Here is a 21,186-nt window from a genome sequence, read left to right on the forward strand (position 1 = left end):
TCAGATCCCCTCGCAGGGCCTGCCGTCGCGCACGAACGGATATTTCACCAGGCGCACCGGCACTTCGCGGCCGCGGATATCCACGCGGATCGCGCCCGGCTCGCCCACGGGTATGCGTGCGAACGCCACCGCCTTGTCGAGCGTCGGCGCGAAGCTGCCGGAGAGGATCTCGCCCTCGCCGTTCGCGGTGAGCACCTTCTGGCCGTGGCGCAGCACGCCCTTCTCGTCCAGCACCAGACCGACCATCACGCGCGGCACGCCCGTCGCCTTCTGTGCCTCCAGCGCGGCACGGCCGATGAAGTCGCGGCCCTCGTCCAGCGCGACGGTCCAGCCCAGGTTCGCCTCCCACGGCGTGGCGCTCTCGTCCATGTCCTGGCCGTACAGGTTCATGCCCGCTTCCAGGCGCAACGTGTCGCGCGCGCCGAGGCCGGCCGGCGTCACGCCCGCGGCGACGAGCGCCGCCCACAGCGCGATGGCGTGCTCGGCCGGCACGATGATCTCGAAACCGTCCTCGCCGGTGTAGCCGGTGCGCGCCACGAACAACGGCATGCCGTGCGGCCCCTGCGCGGCGGCGGCACTGAACTTGCCGAGCTTCTCGATGCGCGGACGGTCCACCTCGTGCAGCAGGCCCAGCACCTTCGCGCGGGCGTTGGGGCCCTGCACCGCGATCATGGCGAACTCGGGGCGCTCCTTCACCTCCACCTCGAACGCCTTTGCCTGGCGCTCGATCCAGGCCAGGTCCTTGGCGCGGGTGGCGGCGTTGACGACCAGCCGGAAGAACTCCTCGCCGAGGTAGTACACGATCAGGTCGTCGATCACCCCGCCGCGCTCGTCCAGCATGCACGAGTACAGCGCCTTGCCGTGCAGCTTGAGCTTGTCGACGCTGTTGGCCAGCAGGTGGCGCAGGAAATCCCTGGTGCGCGCGCCGTGCAGGTCGATCACGGTCATGTGCGAGACGTCGAACATGCCGGCGTCGCGGCGCACCGCGTGATGCTCCTCGATCTGCGAGCCGTAGTTGATCGGCATGTCCCAGCCGCCGAAGTCGACCATGCGCGCGCCGAGCGCACGGTGGGTGGCGTTGAGTACGGTCTTCTCGGTCATCGCGGCGGCGCCTTGCGGAGGAAAGTCCCGCATTATCGCCGCCGGCAGCGGGCAATCCAAGCCGGGCGCGGCCGTTGGCCGCGGTGGCTCAACCGCCCGCGGCGCCATCCAGCGCGGCCAGCACCCGCGCCACCACCTGCTCGGCCAGCTGCTCGGGGCGCTGCCCGCCGCTCAGCAGGTGGATGTCCGGCGCTTCGGGCCGCTCGTACGGCGCGTCGATGCCGGTGAAATTGCGGATCGTGCCGGCGCGCGCCTTGCGGTACAGGCCCTTCGGGTCGCGCCGCTCGCACTCCTCCAGTGGCGCGTCCACGAACACCTCCATGAACTCCGCCGCGGCGAACAGTTCGCGCGCCGAGCGCCGCTCGCTGCGGTACGGCGAGATCGCGCTGACCAGCACGATCAGCCCGGCGTCCACCATCAGGTGCGCCACCTCGGCGATGCGGCGGATGTTCTCCACGCGATCCTGCGGGGTGAAGCCCAGGTCCTTGTTGATGCCGTGGCGCACGTTGTCGCCGTCGAGCAGGTAGGTGTGGCAGCCCAGCGCGTGCAGGCGGCGCTCGACCAGGTTCGCGATGGTGGACTTGCCGGCGCCGGACAGGCCGGTGAACCACAGGCACAGCGGCTGTTGCCCCTTGCTGGAGGCGCGCACGCCCTTGTCGATGTCGACGTGCTGCCAGTGCACGTTGGCCGAGCGGCCCAGCGCGAAATCCAGCATGCCGCAGGCCACCGTGGCGTTGCTCTGGCGGTCGATCAGGATGAAGCCGCCGAGCGTGCGGTTGTCCGCATACGCCTCGAACGCGACCTCGTCGTCCAGGCCCAGCGTGCAGTAGCCCACCTCGTTCAGCAGCAGCTGCCGCGCGGCGAGCTTGGCCTGGCTGTTGACGTCCACCTTGTGCTTGATCGACATCACCCGCGCGTTCACCGTGCGCGTGCCGAGCTTCAGCCAGTAGGTGCGGTTCGGCAGCAGCGCGTTGTCGCCCAGCCACAGCAGGTGGCAGGCGAACTGGTCGGCGACCGGTGCCGGGTGCAGCGCGTCGGCGATCACGTCGCCGCGGCTTACGTCGATCTCGCGGTCCAGGCACAGCGTCACCGCCTGGCCGTCGCCGGCGCTGTCCAGCTCGCCGTCGGCGGTGACGATGCGCGCGATGCGCGCACGCTGCACGCCGGGCTGCACGATCACCTCGTCGCCCTTCGCCACGCGGCCGCCGCAGATGGTGCCGGCGTAGCCGCGGAACGACTGGTCGGGCCGGTTCACCCATTGCACCGGCATGCGGAAATCGCCGGCGCTCAGTGGCGTGACGTCGGCCGATTCCAGCAGTTCGAGCAGGCTGGCGCCGGTGTACCAGGGCATCCGCGACGAACGCGAGCCCACGTTGTCGCCGTCCGGCGCGATCACCGGCAGGCACGCCACTTCGGCGATGCCCAGCGACTGCGCCAGCGCCCGGTAGGCGTCGGTGATGCCGCGGTAGACCGCCTCGTCGCAGCCGACCAGGTCCATCTTGTTCACCGCCAGCACCACCCGGCGGATGCCCAGCAGCGCACATATATAAGTGTGCCGGCGGGTCTGCGGCAGCAGGCCCTTGCGCGCGTCCACCAGCACCACCGCCAGCTCGGCGTTGGAGGCGCCGGTGGCCATGTTGCGGGTGTACTGCTCGTGGCCGGGGCAGTCGGCCACGATGAAGCTGCGTCGCGCGGTGTGGAAGTAGCGCCAGGCGACGTCGATGGTGATGCCCTGCTCGCGCTCGGCGTCCAGGCCGTCGGTGAGCAGGGCGAAGTCCAGCGCGTCGCCGGCGTCGGCATGCAGCCGGCGGCTGTCGCGCGCCAGCGCGGCGAGCTGGTCGTCCGGCACCATGCCGGCGTCGTACAGCAGGCGGCCGAGCAGGGTGCTCTTGCCGTCGTCCACGCTGCCGCAGGTGATGAAGCGCAGCAGGCCCTGGCCGGCGGCGGCAGCCGTGATGGCGGAAGCGGTCGGGGCGGCCATCAGAAGTAGCCCTCCAGCTTCTTGCGCTCCATCGAGGCGGTGGGGTCGTGGTCGATCACCCGGCCCTGCCGCTCGGAACTGCGCGAGTCGGCCATCTCGGCGATGATCTTGTCCAGCGTGTCGGCGGACGATGCCACCGCGCCGGTGAGCGGGTAGCAGCCCAGCGTGCGGAAGCGCACTTCACGCATTTCCACCGCCTCGCCCTCGCGCAGCGTGAAGCGCTCGTCGTCCACCATGATCAGCGCGCCGTCGCGCGCCACCACCGGGCGCGGCGCGGCGAAGTACAGCGGCACCACCGGGATGGCCTCGCGGCGGATGTACAGCCACACGTCCATCTCGGTCCAGTTGGACAGCGGGAACACGCGCACGCTCTCACCCTGGCGGATCTGCGTGTTGTAGGTGTGCCAGAACTCCGGGCGCTGGCGCTTCGGGTCCCAGCGGTGCTGCCCGTTGCGGAACGAGAACACGCGCTCCTTCGCGCGCGACTTCTCCTCGTCGCGCCGCGCACCGCCGATCGCCGCATCGAAGCCGTACTGGTCCAGCGCCTGCTTCAGTGCCTGGGTCTTCATCACGTCGGTATGCACGGTGGCGCCATGGGTCAGCGGCGAGATGCCCTGGCGCACGCCGTCCTGGTTGATGTGCACCAGCACCTGCACGTCGCCGCTCGCCGCCACCCGCTCGCGGAACGCGATCATCTCGCGGAACTTCCAGGTGGTATCCACGTGCAGCAGCGGCAACGGCGGCTTCGCCGGGTAGAACGCCTTGCGCAGCAGGTGCAGCAGCACCGAGGAATCCTTGCCGATCGAATACAGCATCACCGGATGGCGGAAGCTGGCCGCCACCTCGCGGAAGATGTGGATGCTCTCCGCTTCCAGATCGTCCAGGTGCGAGCGCGCCGGTACGTTGTCGATGTTCATGCGTGGAACCCAGGCTGGCCTTGCGCGGCGCGCCACCGCGCGCCGGTCATCCGGCCATGTTACGCGAACACCGGCGGGGTTCCGAAATAATCTCGATCGGCAGTCGCCTGCGCGTGCGGCATATGCGGGCGCCCTCGCGCCACGGTATGGATGCGCTCAGGCGATCGCCGGGTACGTCGGCTCGGCATCCAGCGTGGCCGCGCACACCGAGGCCAGCTCCAGCAGGCGCAGGTCCGAGCCGCGCGCGCCGACCAGTTGCAGGCCCACCGGCATGCCGTTCGGCAGCATGCCCATCGGCAGGCTCACCGCCGGGCAACCGGCCAGGCTGGCGAAGCTGGTCAGGTCGGCCTGCGAATCGGGCACCGGACCACCCAGCGGGAACGCACCCTGCGGCGTAGTCGGCAGCACCAGCACGTCGACCTGGGCGAACAGCCGGCGCATCTTCAGGGTGGCCGCGTCGAGCACGCGATCGGCCACCGCGTAATCGGCCGCACTCTTGCCGGCGGCGTAGCCGAGCAGACGGCGGAAACGTTCCGACACCGGGCGCCTGCTATCGGCCAGGTCCGCGGCGAAGGTGCCGAGCATCTCCGCCTCCATCAGGAGCAGGCCGGCGCGGCGGGTGCGCGCGAAATCCCAGTCGGCGAAGTCGACCGTGCGGCGGTCGCCCAGCGCATGCGGCAATTTCGCCATGGCCGCCTCGAACACCTCGATCACTTCCGGCTGCACGCCGACCGCGGCCAGGTCCGGCAGCAGCCCCGCGCGCAGGTTGCCCGGCTCCCAGTCCGGCAGCGCGAACGCGACCCGGCGCCGGCGCGAACGCGCATCGTCGGCGTCGTAGCCGGCCAGTACCTGCAGCAGCACGGTGAGGTCGTCGGCGCTGCGCGCCAGCAAACCGACCGCGTCGAGCCGGCGCGCCGCCGGCACCAGGCCGCGCGCGGAGATCTCGCCGTGGGTGGGCTTCAGCGCATACACGCCGCAATAGCTGGCCGGGATGCGGATCGAACCGAGGCTGTCCGAACCCACCGCCGCCACCGCCAGACCCGCGGCCACCGCGGCCGCCGCACCGCCGGAGGAACCGCCGGCGGTATAGCCGTGCCGGTGCGGGTTGTGGGTGGCGCCGAAGTGCGGGTTGTCGGTGACCGCGCCCAGCGCGCCCTCGTCCATGTTGGTCTTGCCCAGCAGCACCGCACCGGACGCGCGCAGCCGCGCCACCACGTGGGCATCCTCGCGTACCGGCTTGCCGCGACCGGGCAGGCCGACCCGGGTGGGCCAGCCGGCGATGTCGAAGTTGTCCTTCAGCGCGATCGGAATACCGTCGAGCCGGCCGATCACGCCGTCGCGGCGGCGCCGTTCGGCCAGTGCCGCCTGATCCTGCACCAGGCCCGAACGCTGGTCCACGTAAGCATGGAGTTGCGGATCGATACGCTCGATGGCCTGCTGGTAGACGTCGGCCAGCGCCTGCGGCTGCACGCGGCCCGCCGCCAGCCAGTGCAGCAACTGGCACAGCGAGGCGCGACGCAGGTCGAGATCGGCGATCGGCGGCATCGAATTCATGAACGCTCCCGTGGCTTGGCCCGATTATCGCCGCCTCCGGTGAAACGATTGCAAGCGGTAGCGCAGCACGCGTTGCCGCACGGCGCGCGAAAACGGACAATGGCGACCTGACCCATACCCGCGCGCACGGCAAGCGCCTGCGCCGCCACCCAGCTCCAGGGAGTCCGCCATGAGCGAACGCGAAACCATGGAATACGACGTCGTCGTGGTCGGTGCCGGCCCGGCCGGCCTGTCGTTCGCGATCCGCCTGAAGCAGCTGAAGCCGGACACGAGCGTGTGCGTGATCGAGAAGTCCTCGACCATCGGCGCGCAGATCCTGTCCGGCGCGGTGATCGAGCCGCAGCCGCTGGACGCGCTGCTGCCGGGCTGGCGCGCCAACCCGCCGCCGGTCTGCGTGCCGGCCGGCGAGGACGAGTTCTGGCTGCTCAGCAAAACCGGCGGGCACAAGATGATGGTGCCGCCGGGCATGAAGAACCACGGCAACTTCATCGTCTCGCTGGGCGCGATGTGCGCCTGGCTGGCGCCGCAGGCCGAGGCGCTGGGCGTCGACGTGTTCCCCGGCTTCGCCGCCGCCGACAACATCTACAACGAAGACGGTTCGGTCGCCGGCGTGCGCATCGGCGACATGGGTGTGGCGAAGGACGGTTCGCACAAGGCCGGCTACACCCAGGGCATCGACATCAAGGCCAAGGTCACCGTGCTTGCCGAAGGCGCGCGCGGCAGCCTCACCAAGCGGCTGATCAAGCGCTACGCGCTGGACAAGGACAGCGACCCGCAGGGCTACTCGATCGGCATCAAGGAGCTGTGGCAGCTGCCGCCCGGCCGCGTCACCCCGGGCAAGATCGTGCACAGCTTCGGCTGGCCCGCCGACACGCACACCTACGGCGGCAGCTTCATGTACCACCTGGAGCAGGACCGCATCGCGCTCGGCTACGTCAGCGGGCTCGACTACAGCGACCCCAAGTACCAGCCGTGGGAAGCGTTCCAGCAGTGGAAGAACCACCCGATGAACCTGCCGCTGCTGGAAGGCGGCAGCATCCTCTCCGCTGGCGCGCGCGCGATCGTCACCGGCGGCTGGCAGTCGCTGCCGAAATGCGAGATGCCCGGCGCGCTGCTGATCGGCGACACCGCCGGCCTGCTCAACGTGCCGAAGGTGAAAGGCACCCACCAGGCGATCAGGAGCGGCATGCTCGCCGCCGAGCACCTGGCCGCCAATGGCCTCGACGCCATCGGCTTCGATGCGAAGCTACGCGGCTCGGCAGCGATGGCCGAGCTGCGGAAGGTGCGCAACATCAAGCCCGCGTTCAAGAAGGGCCTGTGGTTCGGCATGCTCAACGCCGCCTGGGAAACCGCCACCGGCGGGCTGTCGCCGTGGACGCTGAAGAACAAGCCCGACTGGTCCAGCCTGCACAAGCTCGGCGAGTACGAAGAGCCCAAGCGCGACTACGTGCAGCGCACGCTGCCGCCGCGCGACCGCCTGGCCGGCGTCTACTTCGCCGCCACCGAGCACGACGAGGACCAGCCGGTGCACCTGCACGTGGCCGATACCGACATCTGCGCCACCAGGTGCGTCGAGGAATACGACAACCCCTGCACCCGCTTCTGCCCCGCCAACGTCTACGAGATGGTCGCCGACGAAAGCGCGCCGCACGGCAAGCGCCTGCAGATCAATTCCGCCAACTGCGTGCACTGCAAGACCTGCGACATCAAGGACCCGTACGAAATCATCACCTGGGTCACGCCGGAGGGTGGTTCGGGGCCGAATTACCAGAACCTGTAAGCAGTCGCAGTCTCGCGCTCAGCCGTATCCGGAAAGCTCGTCCGGGCACGCCCCACGCCGGCCCCGCAGGCCGTCGTGCAGGCCGCGCAGCATGCAACGCAGGTTGCGCCAGCGCGGGCCGACCAGCACGCCGAACAGGAACAACTTGGCCAACACCCTGGGCAGATCCTGCGCAACCCATGTCCGCGGCGTGTGCGGCAACCGGTAAAGCAACAGGCGATTGCGCATCATGTAGTACAACCGCAGCGAACCATGCACCACGATCCGCCCGCGGCCGAACGGCAGCGCACGGCGGCCGTCGCCAAGACGGTGATACATGGTCGCCGCACATACGCCATGCAGCGCATAGCCCTGCGCCCGCGCGCGAAAACCCCATTCCAGATCCACGTTGTCGATGAACAAGCCTGCGTCCATCGGGCCCACCCGATCCAACACGGCCAACGGAATCAACATCCCCGAGCTGATCAGGAAATCGCATGCGACGGATGGCGTATCGGCAGCACACCACTGCTTGCGGTTCAGCGGGAAACCGATGCGCACGAAGGGTGCGTCGCGGTGCTCGCGCGGGTCATGGAAGCGTGGCCCCACCGCGGCCACCTTGCCGGCTGCGGACAGCACCTGCAGCGCCCGCCACAGGGCAGCCACCATGTCGGCGCCCGGCTCGCTGTCCTGATCCAGCAGCAGCACATGGCGAAAGCCGCGTGCGCGCGCCCAGTCGATGCCGACGTTCTGCGCCGCGGCCAGCCCGATGTTGCGCGGCTGGCCCAGCAACGCCCCGCCATGGGCGGCCAGCAGTTCACCGATCGCCGCCTGCCAGTCGCCGCCGCTGGCGTTGTCGACCAGCGCCACGGCGCCGACCTGCGGCATCACCCTGCCGAGCAGGTCGGCGATCGCCGCCGGATCGGGCTGATAGCTCACGATCACCGCACAGATGCCGCTGACGGAAATCTCAGTCATGCCGCAGCAGATCCCGCAACATCGAGCGGCCGCCGGTGCCGTAGCGGCGATAGCAGCCGCTGCGCGCCTCCCGCATGATCGCCGGCAGGCGCCGCAGCCGTGGCAGGCGGCCGATCGCCACGCGCCGATCGAAATGGCTGGACTTGTGGTGCACCTGCGCGACACGTTCGGCGCTGCCACGGAATTCGCCCCGCGCCAGGAACGCCTCCAGTCGCCGCAGGCGCAGCGCCTCGTCGGACAGCAGGCGACCACGCGGAAGCAGCAGATCCCGCCACTTCATCGCCAGCGTGCGCCTGCGCATGCCGATCTGGTTGGCGCCATGCTGGCGGTAATCGATCAGCGGCTCGTCGATGAAGTCGACCCGACCGGTCGCCGCTGCCACCGCGGTCAACCATTCGTCGTGGATCCAGCCCGTTTCCACCGGCAGCGCCAACTCGACCAGGCTACGCCGCAACGCCGCGGTGGCGCCGGTCGCGAAACTGCGCCGCAGAACCACCTCGAACGCGTGGCCGTCGTGAATGGCCCGCTTCTCCTGCGGCGTCATCTGCAGCGCCTCGAACAGCGAACACTGCAGCGAGCCGCCCTGCGCATCCACCAGCCGCGCGTCACTGTGCAGCAGCAACAGCGAGGGATCCCGCTCGAACCTGTCGGCCATCCGCGCCAGCTTGTCGGCGCGCCATACATCGTCCTGGTCGCAGAGGAACAACACCTCGCCCTCGGCAGCCCGCAAACCCGCGGAGAAGTTGCCGACATAACCGAGAGTGTCCCGGTTACGCCGCAGCTCCACTGCGATGCCGGCCTTGCGCGCACGCTGCGCGAACACATGCAGCATATCCATGCTGGCATCGGTCGAACCGTCGTCGCCGATCACGATCTCGTCGGGCAGACGCGTCTGTGCCAGCAGGCTGTCCAGCTGCGGCTGCAGGTAAGCAGCTCCGTTGTAAGTGCAAAGCACGATGGAAAAGCGAGGCCGCGTCATGTTCACTCGTTGTCGCGGGCGACCCTGCTCAAGTCGGGTGACCACGGGGACGCCATCGATACCGCCACATGCCGGCCGACCCGGCATCGCGGCATCATACCGGAACGCACCGCCGCGCCCGCGGCTTCACCGCAGCCAGCGCGGCCAGCCCGCTCGACCTCGCCGCAGCGGCGCCGGCGACATCCACCGTACGCGCGACGCAGCGGCTGACCGCTGCACTGCGTCGCAACGCCGCAGAACCGTCCAATTCGTACGATTGTTCGATGCCGGTTAGAATGGCGATTTCGAGCCCCTGCCGGGGCGGCCAACAAGACAGGAATCACCGATGAAAATTCTGGTCGGCTACAAGCGCGTCGTGGACTACAACGTGCGCATCCAGGTCAAGCCCGACGGCAGCGGCGTGGTCACCGACGGCGTCAAGCTGTCCGCCAACCCGTTCGACGACATCGCACTGGAAGAGGCGCTGCGCCTGCGCGAGAAAGGCGTGGCCACGGAAGTGGTGGTGGTCGGCATCGGCCCGGCCGATCTCACCGCGCACCTGCGCAACGGCCTGGCGATGGGCGCGAACCGCGCCATCCACGTGGTCACCGGCGACGCCGTGCAGCCGCTGACCGCCGCGCGCGTGTTCCTCAAGCTGATCGAGAAGGAGCAGCCGGGGCTGGTGATCCTGGGCAAGCAGGCGATCGACGACGACGCCAACCAGACCGGCCAGATGCTCGCCGCGCTGTGGGATCGCCCGCAGGCCACGTTCGCCAGCAAGGTCGAGATTGCCGATGGCAAGGCCACGGTAACCCGCGAGATCGACGCCGGCCTGGAAGTGATCGAAGCGGAACTGCCGGCGGTGATCACCACCGACCTGCGCCTGAACGAGCCGCGCTTCATCAAGCTGCCGGACATCATGAAGGCGAAGTCCAAGCCGATCGACACGATCGAGCTCGGATCACTCGGTGTCGAGTCGCACGGCCACCTGAAGACCACGCACTACGCCGCGCCGGCCAAGCGCAGCAAGGGTGTCATGGTGAAGGACGCGGCCGAGCTGGTCGCCGCACTGAAGCAGAAAGGCCTGCTGTAACCCCATTCCCGTATGTAGGAGCCCGCTTGCGGGCGATGCTCTTTCTTTCGATATCCAGAGCAGAAGCATCGCCCACAAGCGGGCTCCTACAAAAGAGCTTCGGAGACACACATGAGCAAGATCCTCGTCATCGCCGAACACCTCGGCGGCAAACTCAACTCCTCCACCGCGCGCGCCGTAAGCGCCGCCGCTGCGGTGAAAGGCGAAGCGATCGACGTGCTGGTACTGGCCGACAGCGTCGACGCGATCGCCGCCGAGGCGGCGAAGATTGACGGCGTCAGCCGCGTACTCACCGTCGCCCGCGCCGAGAACGCACACCCGCTGGCCGCCGTGCTGGCGCCGCAGATCGCCAAGGCCGCCGCCGGCTACAGTCACGTGTTCGTACCCTCCACCACCTTCGGCAAGGATCTCGCGCCGCGCGTGGCCGCCCTGCTCGGCGTGGCCCAGGTCAGCGATGTGATGAGCGTGGAAGCCCCGCACACCTTCAAGCGGCCGATCTACGCGGGCAACGCGATCATCACGGTCGAAGCCGACCCGGCACACACCGTGGTCGCCACCATCCGCACCGCGTCGTGGTCCGCCGCTGCCAGCGCCAGCAACAGTGCGCCGGTCGAGGCCATCACCGTCGACACCGCGCTGCCCACCCACACCCGCTTCGTCGAACTGCAGCAGGGCAAGAGCGACCGCCCCGACCTGCAGAGCGCCCGCAAGGTCGTGTCCGGTGGCCGCGGCGTGGGCTCGAAGGAAAACTTCGACATCATCTACAAGTTCGCCGACAGGATCGGCGCCGCCGTGGGCGCATCGCGTGCCGCCGTCGATGCAGGCTACTGCCCCAACGAAATGCAGGTCGGCCAGACCGGCAAGATCATCGCCCCCGAGCTGTACATGGCCATCGGCATCTCCGGCGCCATCCAGCACCTCACCGGCATCAAGGACGCCGGCACCATCGTGGCGATCAACAAGGACGGCGAGGCGCCGATCTTCGAGGTGGCGGATTTCGGGCTGGTGGGGGATTTGTTCAAACTGATTCCAGAGCTGGAGCAGGCACTCTGAGCCCTGCCATCCGGAGGCACCCGCTCACGGTCGCACCGTGAGCAGAAACCGCGTCGTCGACCTTGACTGATGCGGCACCAAGCCGATCCATCTGCGCCCCACCCGCCGAAATTTCCGCGATGAGCGACGACTACGTCCTGATCCACTATCACATCTTCAAAAATGCGGGCAGCAGCGTAGACGCGAGCCTGCGGCACTCCTTCGGAGACCATTGGGGAACGTTCGAAGGGCCACACGCCCATGCCATTCAGTCCAGCGAGCAGTTGTCCGCGTTCATAGCAGCCAACAAGCACCTGGTTGCCATATCCAGCCACCTCGCACGCCCTCCACTGCCGCACTCCCATTGCCTGCCTGTGGTGTTTCTACGGCATCCGCTGCTGCGCGCCTGGTCCGTCTATCGATACACGCGCGCCAATGGTTCGCAGCCTTATTCCGCGGTGGCCCGCGAGCTGACATTCTCCGACTACATCAGGTGGGCTCTCAAGAAAGAACCCGGCAGCATCGTCATCCGCAACTACCAGGTGGTGCACCTGTCTGATGCGTCATGGCGCGGAGGCGACATCCTCAAGACCGAGGCCACCCTGGCCGATCTGGAGCAGGCCTGCCAACTGTTGTCGGACTGGGGTGTGGCGGGCATCGTGGAGGAGTTCGACCTGTCGGCCGCGGCGTTCCAAGCCAGGTACGGCCAGCATTTGCCAGGCCTCGAACTCCTTTCCAGGTGGGACAACGCCACTTCGCGTGAAGCCACGCCCTTGGCCGAACGCGTGGACCAACTAAGGCAAATGCTGGGTGAGGGCCTGCACAACGACTTCATGGAGGCCAATCGCCTCGACTCGACCCTGTACGCCCACGGACGAGCATTACTGCACGCGTGATGCAGGGCACATGAGCTTGTCTATGGCCCGATGGAAAAGGCGCACCGCAGATCGTCAAAGCCGCCGCTGGCTACAGCCACGTGTTCGCGCCCTCCACCACCTTCGGCAAGGGCACCTCGCACGTGGCCGCCCTGCTCGGCGTGGCCAGGTCAGCGACGTGATGAGCATGAAAAATGCACACAGCTTCAAGCGCCTGATCTACGCCGGCGCCGCGATTATCACGGTCCAAGCCGACCCCACACCGTGGTCGCCACCATCCGCTCGGCCTCCTGGCTAGCCGGCGCCAGCGGCGCCAACAGTGCGCCGGTCGAGGCGCCTCACGCGCCGCCGTGGACGCCGGCTACGTGCCCAGCGACTTGCAGGTTGGCCAGACCGGTAAGATCATCGCCCCGAGCTGTACATGGCCATCGGCGTCTCCGGCGCCATCCAGCACCTCACCGGCATCAAGGACGCCGGCACCATCGTGGCGATCAAAAAGGACGGTGAGGCACCGATCTTCGAGGTGGCGGATCTCAGGTTGGTGAGGGATCTGTTCAAGATTATTCCGGAGCTCGAAACGGCGCTGGGTTGATTCCCATATTCCCGCGTTCCGCAAATTATTGCGGAACGCCCTTGGCGCCTGTCATCATTCGGCAAAGAAAACGCTTTGCCAAGGCCGTGATGGCGGGTTCTGTCGACTTACCCGAGACAGCCGCGTTACACCCTCCCGCAAAATTTTGTTGAAGGTGCGTAATCCATGCGGCAGAGATTCGGGCAAATCCGGCCCATTTTCGTCATCGGCTCGTACCGCGCCGCCACCAGCGCGCTGACATGGGCCCTGGGCCAGCACTCGAACCTCTTCCCGCTGGAGGAAACCCATTTCCTCTACAAGCTGGCCGTCGACCTCGAGAATCTTTACGAACTGGGCACCGCCCAGGGCGAGCACTCGTTCCTCGGCCTGGCCCGCTATGGCGCCCCGGAGTTTCAGCGCTACTTCAGCGAAGCGTGCGACCGGATGGTGCTGGATGCGCGCCGACATATCGCGCGCCACTGCATGGAGATCAGCCTGCGCGACCGCTCCCGCGAGAGCCCCAACGTCAGGCTTCATCGCGGCTGGTGGCAACCGAAGCGGCGCTGGGTGGACGGTACACCGGAAAACTCGCACTTCGTGCTGCCGCTGCTCCGGCTGTTCCCCTAGGCGCGATTCATCCATACCCTGCGCAATCCGCGCCGCGTGGCCACCTCCCTCATGCACTTCTCGACCATGGGAGCGCAGGACTACGACGAGAAGAGCGCCTACCTGATCTGGAAGCGCCTGGTGCACGACGCCGCCCTGAGCGAACAGGCGCTGGGACCCGGACGCGTCATGCGCCTCATGCACGATGAGCTGTTGGAATCACCGCGCGACGCATTGGCCAAGTGCCTGGCATTCATCGGCGAGAAGTACCACGCCGACTGCCTGATGCCGTTGCGCGAGAAGATGAACAGCTCCCGCTACGACGATCCCGGCGACTGCAGCGTCGAAGCCCATATCCAGTCCGAAACGCCGTGGATCAGGGAAGCCTTCGAACTGTATGCGCGCCTGCTGGCCGGCAAGGACGTGCTCGACGGCGGCGCTTCCGCCGCCCACGAACAGCTGGCGTACAACCTGCGCGAGTACCGGACCAGCCTGCTGCCCGCGACCAACGAGCAGCTTTCGATGGCCAACCTCGACTACGAAAGGCAGGTCGCGGATCTGCAGCACGAATGTGTCACCCTGCAGCGCCGCTTGAAGCGCATCGAGCAGCCGCTGGAAGTGCTGGACTGGGGGCCGACCGACATCCAGGCCGGCGCCCCGTTCAACCGGCAGCCTGACGGCAGCTCGGCCATCTGGGTCAGCACACGGCACGCTGCGCCCGATACGCAAGTCGTGCTGGCCGGAGTGCCACTCGCCAGCAAGGTGCACAGCGAAGGCAATCTCGTCACGGCCATCGTGCCCACCGGCCTCACTGCCCGGCCGAGCCGCCTAGAGATGTACCTTCGCAGCACGGAAGCCGACAAGACCACTCCGGCCATCACGCTCCGGGTCAGGGAGACCACGAGCGAACCCGACGAAGCGTCGCTTGCCGGGACATGAGGGCAATCACTTGGTGGCGACGACCACCAACTGTTCACCGCCTATGTGGCCGTACTCACGGGACCAGTAGGCGTCGATTCTCGCCTCCCTGAAACCGGCGGCCTGCATATCCTCCAACAGTTCCCAGCCGAAGTGGTAGTAACACAGGATGCCACCTTGGGGGTCGACCGGGTCGCCGTGATATTCCGGCGCAAGCAGATGCTCCACGCTGCCGTCCGCCGAAATGCGGGCACGCACGACGTTCTTCTCGGAAAGCAACCCGAACGGGGCGGACAGGATCAGACTTCCACTGTCCTTCAGCACCCGCCCGAACTCGGCTAGAGCCGCCCGATAATCCGGCACGTGCTCCAGCACATCGAAACTGAGGACGCAGTCGAACGAACGATCCCCGTAGCTGAGCGCAGTCACATCCTCATGGCGGATGCCGCGTGCATCGACGTTGCCGGATGTGAAACCATCGCCCAAGTATTCACTCTTCTCAAGCCTCTCATACCTGCGCGTCAGGCAGGCAGCCAGTGGTGTGACCTGCTCCGTCAGATAGATTGAGGCTCCCCTTGGAGCCATTCGTTCAATCACTTGGACGCACAAGCGCAGGCGATTGTTGAGGCCACAGCGTGGGCAGACAAGTCGCTCGCGCCAGTTTACGTGGACACCGTCGGAGTACCTGCGGTCGTAAAGAAACGCCTGCTTTCTGGAGCAGACCCAACACTGACCAGCGAACACGCTCTCCTCAAGCACCCCCAGAGATTCTTCCAACTGCTGCTCGAACTGCCGTCGCTCGCGCAACTCCTCGGCGTGCGCCTCGAGCTGAAGCCTGCATTCGTCAAGAGAAGCAAATGACAAATTCCAAAGCCCCTGCCCTGCGCGGCTGGCTCTCGACTTCACACCAGCCCAAGAGAGCAGCCCCACGACGGAATTACCAAACCTGATCATCATTCCATAGCTCCCAGTATCCGGCGAGATGGCTCCCGGCAACCCGGGGCCGATCTTCCGGAATCAAATCCCTATTTTTCCCCATGCAGCGTCTACTCGATGAATGCCATAAAGCGCATGATCTAAAAACCATTCATGCTTGCGATGGCATGTCGCCACCCGGCATGCATCTTGATGAGCATACCCGCGATCACCGAGCCTGATGGAGCATAAGGCGTGCAGGGTATGGCGACAACTGCTACCTTAGACGACCTAATTTCCTTTGCGAACTCGGGAGAAGCCCATGCTCAAGCGCACCGTCCTCATCGTGGCAACCCTGCTGGCCTTGGCCGGCTGCCAGAAAGAATCGACCTCGGTGCCACCGGCTTCTCCGCAATCCAACAAGACAGCATCCGGCCAGATTGCCACTGCTATCTCGAATCCGGCGATCACGGTGGCGCCGGACACCTTGCAGAACTGCGATGGCGCCGTCGCCACCGTCCACTGGGACGCGAGCAAGGCAGGGAGCAACACGGACAGCACCGAGATCTGGGTCGGCTCGTCGAACGCTGACGCCAAGCTCTTTTCGGCTGGAGGCAACAGCGGCGAGGCCAAGACGGACGCATGGACTCGCCCCGGCACCCACTTCATTCTCAAGAACAAGCCAGATGGAAAAGAGCTGGGTCAAGCTGTTGTCGGTGGCCCGGTTTGCCATTGAATTATCAGCCGGACGGTGACGGGGCACTTCGCAAGGTGCCGACTTGCTCACATTGCAGAAATCGACGGGCGAGGCAGACTTTCCAAGTAGACGACCGAACTGCGGCATCGCACGGAATTTCGTTACTCGCCGCCCAAGACATCAACAGATCTCCTTGAAAATCTGATGACCAACATTCCCGTAAACGCCCTAGATCGCCATATTGCCCCTCTCCGTGAACAATTGACTCATGCAAGTAGCAACGTCATCTCTAGCGGCTACTTCGTTTTGGGCCCCAACGTAAGCGCGTTCGAAAAGGAATTCGCCACATATTGTGGCGTTTCTGATTGCGTGGGCGTAGCCAATGGCACCGAGGCGCTGGAGCTGGGGCTCCGCAGCATCGGCATCACCCAAGGCAAGCGCGTGGCCTTGGTCGCGAATGCTGCCATGTATGGCACCACGGCAGTGCTCGCGTGCGGTGCCGAACCCGTTTTCGTCGACATCGATCCCGCCGCCCATACGCTCGACCCCAGGTCCCTCGAGGCCGTGCTTGCCGCCGGTCGCCTCGACGCGGTAATCGTGACCCACCTCTATGGAAGGCTGGCCGACATGGAAGCCATCATGGCGTTGGCCGACAAGCACGGTTTCGCGGTGTTCGAGGATTGTGCGCAAGCCCACGGTGCGCGCGATGTATCCGGCCGGCGGGTTGGCAGCTTCGGCAAAGCTGCCAGCTTCAGTTTCTATCCGACGAAGAACCTTGGCGCCATCGGCGACGGGGGGGCCATCGTCACCAACGACCCGCAGATCGCCGACACGCTGCGCAAGCTGCGCCAGTACGGCTGGACTGCCAAGTACCGCAACGAGCTTCCCGGCGGCCGCAACAGCCGCCTGGACGAACTGCAAGCGGCCTTCCTTCGCACCATGCTGCCGCTGCTCGACGGCTGGAACGCACGCCGGCGAGAGATCGCCAATCGCTATTCCCGCGAGATCCGCAACGAGCGCATCCAGGTGCCTCCCACGAGCAGCGAAGAATATGTCGCCCATCTTTATGTAGTGCAGGCATCGGATCGGACGGGACTTCAGCAGCACCTGGCCACAGCAGGCGTTGGCAGCGACGTGCATTACCCGACTGGCGACCATCGCCAGCCGCTCTTCCGCGACCGTTTCGTCTCGACGACGCTGCCGTCTACCGAGGCCGCATGCCAGAGCGTCCTGACCTTGCCGTGTTTCCCCGAGTTGACCGATGACGAAGCCACGCGAGTGATTCGGGCATGCAACAACTTCTGAATCCGCACTATTCACTCGTCATTCCCGTGTATCGCAATGCGGGCGCGATAGACGCGTTGTTGGCCGCAGTAGGCAATCTTCAGAAACAGCTCGACGATCGTCTTGAAACAATCTTCGTGGTGGATGGCAGCCCGGATGATTGCCATTGGCAACTGCAGACCAAGCTGCCTTCCAGCGGCCTACGTGCCAAACTGATCCTGCTGTCGCGCAACTTCGGTGCATTTTCTGCCATCCGGGAGGGCCTGTTGCACGCGAGCGGGAGCTATGCCGCCGTGATGGCCGCCGATCTGCAGGAGCCGCCGGAACTGGTGCTTGAGTTCTTCCGGCGACTGGACGAAGGCGAGGGCGACGTCGCCTTCGGTGTACGCGAAGCCAGGCACGATCCATGGCTATCACGCCTGATGGCCAATACTTTCTGGTGGGTCTATCGCCGGTTTGTGCAACGGGATGTGCCCGTGGGCGGCGTGGACGTATTTGCCGTCAACCGCCAGTTTCTCGATCGCGTGGCGGCATTCAGCGAGGCGAATGGCAGCCTGCTTGGCCTGCTGTTCTGGATGGGTGGACGCAGGATCTTCGTGCCGTACACGCGCCGCGAGCGCGCTCACGGCAAAAGCGCGTGGACCTTCCACAAGAAGCTCACTTACCTGCTCGACAGCGTCTTCGCATTTACCGACGCGCCGATCCGGCTGCTACTCGCTAGTGGGATGGCTGGCCTTGGTCTTTCCATCGCTCTGGGCGTGGCCGTTCTCGCCGCACGCCTGCTGGGCTTGGTGCTGGTACCCGGCTACGCAGGCACCATGCTTGCCGTGCTGTTCTTCGGTGGACTGAACGCACTAGGGCTGGGCCTGGTTGGCAATTACGCCTGGCGCGCCTACGAAAATACCAAGCAACGGCCTCTCAGCATCCCCATGCTGATCGAAGAGTTCACTCCATTCCCCCATTCGGACCCATCTCGTGGAACAACCGAACCTTGATTCCTCGGCGCGCGGCTGGATCTCGCCGCTGGCCGTACTCGGCGCGAACGTCGAAATCGGCGCCGGAGCAATCATCAGTGGTAGCTGCACGATAGGCGACAACTGCATTGTCGGGGCGGGCGCGGTCCTGGATCCGGGTGCCGACGACGCGCACATCGTCGTTGAAGCAGGCGCCCGTGTAATGGCTTCCGCAACCATTGCGGGACCTGTACACGTCGCACGCGGCGCCTTGGTACAACCCGGTGCAGTGGTCATCCGGGACGTTCCACCCCATGCGATCGTTTCCGGGAACCCGGCGCAGATCACCGGCTATACGACGGCCGGAATCGACTCCGCTCACGTCCCCGGGATGCACCTGCCAGAGGCACCCGGCAAGGCAGCCACACGGGTTCGAGACGTCATCCTGCACCGCCTGCCCAAGGTATTAGATCTACGCGGAAACCTCACTGTGGGCGAATTCGGGCGCACGCTGCCCTTCGAGGCCAAGCGCTACTTCATGGTGTTCGGCGTGCCCAATGCGGAAGTACGCGGCGAGCATGCGCACCGCACCTGCCATCAATTCCTGATCTGCGCGCACGGCAGTTGCAGCGTCGTCGCCGACGATGGCCACGCCAGGGACGAATTCGAGCTGAACGATCCGTCGATAGGCCTGCACCTGCCCCCGCTGACTTGGGGTATCCAGTACAAGTACTCGCACGATGCCGTTCTTCTGGTGTTCGCATCGGAGTTCTACGATACCGCCGAATACATTCGCAGTTATGGCGAGTTCGTGGATCTGGTTTCTCACAGGACGGCCTCATGAGCACGAAAGCCATCACTCCCCTTCTACTAGGCCGCTCCTCGCATGAACTGAGAGACGGCATTGCGGATGCGGGCGTCGTGTCGCCGCATGCATTCATTCGGGGGCTCGATGCCGGCTACGATCGTAAGGTCATGCTTGATCAATGGCTGCGCCCTTTGGCGGAGTCCGACGATCTCCGCTTTCGTTTCGAACATGGCGATGGCACCGAACACTGGGTGTTGATGGAACGACTGGCATGGGACTCCGAGTTCTTCGGGCGCGGGATGGCGCGTCTCAATGCCGTTCTCCGACCGGGCATGTCCTCGCCTTTGCGCGCCGACGTCGCCCCCGGCATCAAGGCGGTCCACACGACTCTGGAGCAGGTACGCACTCGCGGCATCGACTACGTCTTTTGCCCCGTCAGCCCCAACGACCTGCCGACCATTCGTACACTGAGCGCCTGTGGTTTCGACTTGATCGAGACCCGCTGTCACTACCACCGGCCGCTCGTCGCCCCTCCGCCACAACGTTATTCCACCCGTTTGGCAACACCCGCCGACATCCCGTCACTGGCACGAGCCGCACGGATTACGGTGAACCCCTTCGACCGCTTCCATGCAGACCCGGCCGTGTCAGAGGAAAGTGCTGGCAAGCTCATGGAGCGTTGGGTAGAAGCTTCTATCACCGCGGGATTTGCAGATGCGACAATCGTTCCCGATGTTGAGGCTCCTGAGGCGTTTAGCACCGCTAAATATCATCGCGAACACTGGCAAGGTTGGGGCTGCAAGCTCTCGCAAACGGTGCTCAGCGCCGTGGCACCCCGCCACAAAGGCTGGCACGTGAAAATCATCTCGGAATTGGATGAGCATCTGCGTAGCATCGGAGCCGAACATTCTCTTCTGGTCACCCAGATCACCAACAACGCTGTCATCCATAACTTGGAGAAGCTGGGCTACAAGTTCGGCAAGGGTGAACATATATTCCGCAAGCTGCTTTGATGGAGCACCATCATGACTGCCAGCAACAAACTCGTCGCGGAGAGCTGGAGTCTCGGGCAAGGCGCATTGCGCGAGTTGCTTTCGACCATCCAGTCGAAGCGGCTTGGGGAGATCCTGACGGAAGGAGGCGACATCGAGCAGCTTCGGCAGGTCGAGCAGCTTGGCTTCTCGATGGAACCAGCACCGACTGAATACCGCGATGGAGTTCTACGATACAGTCATGCATGAGTCTCCGGAATCCGGCAACATACTGGAGCACGCTCTGCACCGCTGCCTGCTCTCCCATTCAAGGTTGTTGGTCCAGCGCCACGAGTTCTCGGTGAGCACCGAGGGCGTTCGTCACTACGACGAACAAAGCGGCGATTTCAACCCCATGCACTTCGATAATGAAGTGGCACGCAAGCATAGATCCACTTGCCACACTCCGCGCGGCATGCTGTCCAACGGATGGTTCACTCACCTTCTCAAAATCGGGTCCCCGGGCCAAGTAAGATCTACTTACGCAGCGCCTGTGTCTATCTCGTTCCGATCTACCCTGACGCGCCGTACACGGCAAGGGCTTTACACCACGTACAACCCGTCCGTGACACCTACCGTATTTGGCGCAGTCTTTCCCCGCCGATGGACATCGCGCCGCCACCCCCTGCGCCGATGCTCTGAATCAAGTGTCCCGGTAAACTCATGTCGCTAAGACGTATTCTGTCGCACAGGCATATTTCCGCCGAGGCACTGCGATTTCTCGTCGGAGGTAGCCTCAACACGCTGCTGTCGTACGTCATCTACTGGTTGCTGCTGCCCTGGCTCAGCTACCCCTTCGCCTACACCATCAGCTACGCGGCAACCATCCTGACCGGATTTGCCATGAACACATGGTTCGTTTTCCGTGCCCCTTGGTCATGGCGCAAGCTGGTCGCTTTTCCGCTGGTGCAGTTACTCAATTACCTGATGGGCTTGGGCACGGTAACTATCTGCGTCCACTACATCAGTATCGATGCTCGGATAGCCCCTGTGCTTGCCACAGTAATCGTCCTTCCCGCCAACTTCCTGCTGACGCGTAGCTTGATGCGATTTCGAGAGCAAGAGTGATCCGGTGGTAATGTGAAAACTAGGAAATCGTTCGATCACAAATGCTTGAATGACGAGGCACCCAAGCTTCAGAGGAAATCCCGCCCT

At 65.3% G+C, this 21,186-nt stretch carries 20 protein-coding genes and 1 pseudogene; 14 read left to right on the top strand and 7 right to left on the bottom strand.

The features are described from left to right. From gcvT to RHOOR92_RS0118085, 4 genes are all read right to left on the bottom strand, one after another. Entirely contained in the window at positions 1-1,101 is a 1,101-nt protein-coding gene (gcvT, locus tag RHOOR92_RS0118070) for a glycine cleavage system aminomethyltransferase GcvT (protein ID WP_027485622.1), read from the bottom strand. An 88-nt stretch (positions 1,102-1,189) separates the two neighbouring features. Beyond that, positions 1,190-3,082, bottom strand: coding sequence for an adenylyl-sulfate kinase (gene cysC / locus RHOOR92_RS0118075; protein ID WP_027490885.1), 1,893 nt, complete (start codon positions 3,080-3,082; stop codon positions 1,190-1,192). Then, positions 3,082-3,999 (bottom strand): sulfate adenylyltransferase subunit CysD, encoded by a 918-nt coding sequence (gene cysD / locus RHOOR92_RS0118080; protein ID WP_027490886.1) that lies wholly within the window; start codon positions 3,997-3,999, stop codon positions 3,082-3,084. The genes cysC and cysD overlap by 1 nt, the downstream gene beginning before the upstream one ends. Before the next feature lie 156 nt (positions 4,000-4,155). Further along, the gene (locus tag RHOOR92_RS0118085; RefSeq protein ID WP_027490887.1) at positions 4,156-5,553 is read right to left on the bottom strand and encodes an amidase; all 1,398 of its coding nucleotides are present in this window, start codon (positions 5,551-5,553) and stop codon (positions 4,156-4,158) included. Between the two features lie 169 nt (positions 5,554-5,722). Between RHOOR92_RS0118085 and RHOOR92_RS0118090 the strand changes: the two genes are divergently transcribed. Next, the gene (locus RHOOR92_RS0118090; RefSeq protein ID WP_027490888.1) at positions 5,723-7,333 is read left to right on the top strand and encodes an electron transfer flavoprotein-ubiquinone oxidoreductase; all 1,611 of its coding nucleotides are present in this window, start codon (positions 5,723-5,725) and stop codon (positions 7,331-7,333) included. A gap of 18 nt (positions 7,334-7,351) precedes the next feature. On the opposite strand, the gene RHOOR92_RS0118095 is transcribed toward RHOOR92_RS0118090, so the two are convergent. Both RHOOR92_RS0118095 and RHOOR92_RS0118100 read right to left on the bottom strand, forming a co-directional pair. Next, positions 7,352-8,290, bottom strand: coding sequence for a glycosyltransferase family 2 protein (locus tag RHOOR92_RS0118095; protein WP_027490889.1), 939 nt, complete (start codon positions 8,288-8,290; stop codon positions 7,352-7,354). Further along, on the bottom strand, positions 8,283-9,269 hold the full coding sequence (locus RHOOR92_RS0118100; protein WP_007510885.1) for a glycosyltransferase family 2 protein: 987 nt from the start codon (positions 9,267-9,269) through the stop codon (positions 8,283-8,285). Before RHOOR92_RS0118100 ends, RHOOR92_RS0118095 begins: the two co-directional genes overlap by 8 nt. A gap of 325 nt (positions 9,270-9,594) precedes the next feature. Between RHOOR92_RS0118100 and RHOOR92_RS0118105 the strand changes: the two genes are divergently transcribed. From RHOOR92_RS0118105 to RHOOR92_RS0118130, 6 genes and pseudogenes are all read left to right on the top strand, one after another. Then, positions 9,595-10,341, top strand: a complete 747-nt coding sequence (locus RHOOR92_RS0118105) for an electron transfer flavoprotein subunit beta/FixA family protein (protein ID WP_027490890.1) — start codon at positions 9,595-9,597, stop codon at positions 10,339-10,341. A gap of 111 nt (positions 10,342-10,452) precedes the next feature. Continuing rightward, positions 10,453-11,394: an FAD-binding protein gene (locus tag RHOOR92_RS0118110; protein ID WP_027490891.1), complete on the top strand. Its 942-nt coding sequence runs from the start codon at positions 10,453-10,455 to the stop codon at positions 11,392-11,394. 119 nt (positions 11,395-11,513) lie between these two features. Further along, positions 11,514-12,269, top strand: a complete 756-nt coding sequence (locus RHOOR92_RS19050) for a sulfotransferase family 2 domain-containing protein (protein ID WP_051281249.1) — start codon at positions 11,514-11,516, stop codon at positions 12,267-12,269. Between the two features lie 50 nt (positions 12,270-12,319). Then, a pseudogene (locus RHOOR92_RS19425) lies at positions 12,320-12,840 on the top strand (FAD-binding protein). A 165-nt stretch (positions 12,841-13,005) separates the two neighbouring features. Next, positions 13,006-13,446 carry a hypothetical protein gene (locus tag RHOOR92_RS0118125; RefSeq protein ID WP_027490892.1) on the top strand — a complete coding sequence of 147 codons (441 nt, stop codon included), beginning with the start codon at positions 13,006-13,008 and terminating at the stop codon, positions 13,444-13,446. Positions 13,447-13,455: 9 nt separating this feature from the next. After that, on the top strand, positions 13,456-14,364 hold the full coding sequence (locus RHOOR92_RS0118130) for a sulfotransferase (RefSeq protein WP_081660260.1): 909 nt from the start codon (positions 13,456-13,458) through the stop codon (positions 14,362-14,364). A gap of 6 nt (positions 14,365-14,370) precedes the next feature. Here RHOOR92_RS0118130 and RHOOR92_RS19055 read toward each other — a convergent pair whose 3' ends face one another. Next, entirely contained in the window at positions 14,371-15,300 is a 930-nt protein-coding gene (locus RHOOR92_RS19055; protein WP_051281251.1) for a class I SAM-dependent methyltransferase, read from the bottom strand. Between the two features lie 280 nt (positions 15,301-15,580). Between RHOOR92_RS19055 and RHOOR92_RS19785 the strand changes: the two genes are divergently transcribed. The 7 genes from RHOOR92_RS19785 to RHOOR92_RS0118175 all read left to right on the top strand — a co-directional run bounded on the left by RHOOR92_RS19785 (position 15,581) and on the right by RHOOR92_RS0118175 (position 21,099). After that, complete coding sequence (locus RHOOR92_RS19785; protein ID WP_155950272.1) at positions 15,581-15,994, top strand: hypothetical protein; 414 nt, start codon at positions 15,581-15,583, stop codon at positions 15,992-15,994. 165 nt (positions 15,995-16,159) lie between these two features. Beyond that, entirely contained in the window at positions 16,160-17,260 is a 1,101-nt protein-coding gene (locus RHOOR92_RS0118145; RefSeq protein WP_027490895.1) for a DegT/DnrJ/EryC1/StrS family aminotransferase, read from the top strand. Further along, positions 17,245-18,234, top strand: a complete 990-nt coding sequence (locus RHOOR92_RS18945) for a glycosyltransferase family 2 protein (RefSeq protein WP_037115688.1) — start codon at positions 17,245-17,247, stop codon at positions 18,232-18,234. Before RHOOR92_RS0118145 ends, RHOOR92_RS18945 begins: the two co-directional genes overlap by 16 nt. Continuing rightward, positions 18,215-19,036, top strand: coding sequence for a WxcM-like domain-containing protein (locus tag RHOOR92_RS19430; protein WP_081660261.1), 822 nt, complete (start codon positions 18,215-18,217; stop codon positions 19,034-19,036). The genes RHOOR92_RS18945 and RHOOR92_RS19430 overlap by 20 nt, the downstream gene beginning before the upstream one ends. Then, entirely contained in the window at positions 19,033-20,013 is a 981-nt protein-coding gene (locus tag RHOOR92_RS0118160; protein ID WP_027490896.1) for a hypothetical protein, read from the top strand. The genes RHOOR92_RS19430 and RHOOR92_RS0118160 overlap by 4 nt, the downstream gene beginning before the upstream one ends. 12 nt (positions 20,014-20,025) lie before the next feature. After that, positions 20,026-20,241, top strand: a complete 216-nt coding sequence (locus RHOOR92_RS0118165) for a hypothetical protein (RefSeq protein WP_027490897.1) — start codon at positions 20,026-20,028, stop codon at positions 20,239-20,241. 453 nt (positions 20,242-20,694) lie between these two features. Continuing rightward, on the top strand, positions 20,695-21,099 hold the full coding sequence (locus RHOOR92_RS0118175) for a GtrA family protein (protein WP_027490898.1): 405 nt from the start codon (positions 20,695-20,697) through the stop codon (positions 21,097-21,099). Positions 21,100-21,186: the final 87 nt, after the last annotated feature.

The sequence above is a fragment of the Rhodanobacter sp. OR92 genome (assembly GCF_000427545.1).
Lineage (GTDB): Bacteria > Pseudomonadota > Gammaproteobacteria > Xanthomonadales > Rhodanobacteraceae > Rhodanobacter > Rhodanobacter denitrificans.